This is a genomic window from Neobacillus cucumis (assembly GCF_002860255.1).
In the GTDB taxonomy this organism is placed as follows: Bacteria; Bacillota; Bacilli; order Bacillales; family Cytobacillaceae; genus Neobacillus; species Neobacillus cucumis_A.
The window spans coordinates 1-1,874 of the sequence record NZ_PGVE01000025.1; the positions used below are offsets into that span (position 1 = coordinate 1).

Annotated in this window: 2 protein-coding genes; both read right to left on the bottom strand. The window is 40.4% G+C overall.

All coding sequences use genetic code 11. From position 1 onward, the window contains the following. Positions 1 to 78 precede the first annotated feature (78 nt). On the bottom strand, positions 79 to 861 hold the full coding sequence (locus CVD27_RS29045; protein ID WP_374703041.1) for a reverse transcriptase domain-containing protein: 783 nt from the start codon (positions 859 to 861) through the stop codon (positions 79 to 81). Then, a complete protein-coding gene (locus CVD27_RS29050) occupies positions 831 to 1,322 on the bottom strand; it encodes a reverse transcriptase domain-containing protein (RefSeq protein WP_374703042.1) in 492 nt (163 codons plus the stop codon). Before CVD27_RS29050 ends, CVD27_RS29045 begins: the two co-directional genes overlap by 31 nt. Positions 1,323 to 1,874 lie beyond the last annotated feature (552 nt).

The window sequence follows — 1,874 nt, forward strand, 5'->3', positions numbered from 1 at the left end:
AGGCAAGTAGACCACTGGAACCTCCCCAGTGGCCCCTCTCAGAACCGGACGTGAACCTCTCAGCTCATCCGGCTCCCATTATTCAGCCGTAGGCCTAATACCTAATTCCCAATGTTTAAAGAGATTGGGATTCTGTTTTGTAATTCTACCTAAGAAATATTCTGCTCTTTTCTTGTGACGAGCTAACCTTTTGTATTTCTTCCTTGCCCACATTATTAAAGCTTTGTTGATGTGCCTTAATGTTGAGTACATTTCAGATTTGTAGAACTTACCGTAGTAATTAATCCAGCCTATTATCTGTGAGTTAAACATATTTGATAGGTCCGTAAGGTCCTTTTCAGCTTTTAACTGTAGTCTCCATTCCCTTACTTTTTGCCGAATTGATTTCTTTGATTTGTTACTAATCGCCGGTGTAAAGTTAATAAAATGCTTTCCCCATCTGTTTTTGGAACGTCTTGGTCTGAACGTATATCCTAGAAAATCGAACGAAATATTTTCGTGATTTTCTTTCCTATCTGCATCTTTACAGTAAACACTTCGTGTTTTAGTTGGATGTAGTTCGAGCTTACATTCTTTCATCCTTTTGTTTAGTGATTTAAACAATTTTGTTGCCTCAGCTTCTGACTTACAGTGGATAACTGCGTCATCTGCATATCTCGCAAAAGGATTAAATGGATGATTAATAGTCATCCACTTATCAAATGTGTAATGAAGAAATAGATTTGATAGAACTGGACTTATAACTCCACCTTGCGGTGTACCAGAAGTACGTTCTACTTCACCTTCTTTTGTTAGGAAAGGTGCCTTTAGCCATCTTTTTATATATAGTTTTACCCATCTATTACTTGTGTGCTTTTCCACTGCTTCATTAGTAAACCGTGATCAATGTTATCGAATAGTCCTTTAATATCGAATTCTAGAACCCAGTTATATTTCCAACACCTTTTGCGGGTTATCTCTAACGCTTGAATTGCGCTTTTGTTAGGCCTATAACCATACGAATCCTTATGGAAGAAAGGTTCTACCGAGGGTTCAAAGTACATTTTCACGACCATTTGTGCAATTCTGTCTTCAACCGTTGGAATTCCCAGTGTCCTAGTACCTCCACCTTTCTTCGGTATTTCTACTGCTTTTACTGCTGGAGGGAAATAGCTTCCTGAGGACATTCTATTCCATAGCTTATAGAGATTGTCCTTTAGGTTCAGTTCGAATGCTTCAATTGACTCTTCATCAATACCGGCTGACCCTTTGTTTGCTTTTACTCTTAGAAAGGCTTCATAAACCACCTTTTTAGATATTGCATATGGCTTTGTTTTATTCATAAGTTCCTCCCATTAAGATGGTTGACTTGCTAATAAAACTGAATAACATAACCCCTTTGCTCCACCTCCGTTAGGAGGTTTCATTACTACTACGGGTTATTCCGCCCCTATACATGGCATTGGTACTCTGATTCTTGTGGTGCTTCCACTTGAATTTCTCCCTTGGCATCCATGTCGTAGGTTCCCACGTTCCACACTCAAGCCTGTATTAAATTCACGCCGCCTTTATACCGGTCACCGAACGGACAGTAAACAGGTTTCCTCCGAACTAATCCTGAGTTAACGACTCCCCCTCAGTTTTGATGACATCCCTACGCTTTCGATACTTCCTCAGCGGTTCAATGGTTTTCGTCTCCTTAATACGTACCTGACAGAGTCTTGCTCTGCCTTTTCCCTAACGCTCAATACCATAGCTTTTGACTACAGCACCTTAGGGTGGTTTGCAATCTCTACCTGTATAGCGATTGCGAGAGGCCTACTCTCATCTTGAGTGCAGCACAACTAGTTGATTGTGCCTTCAGACACAATTCGCTAGTTTTCGTGGCACACAAT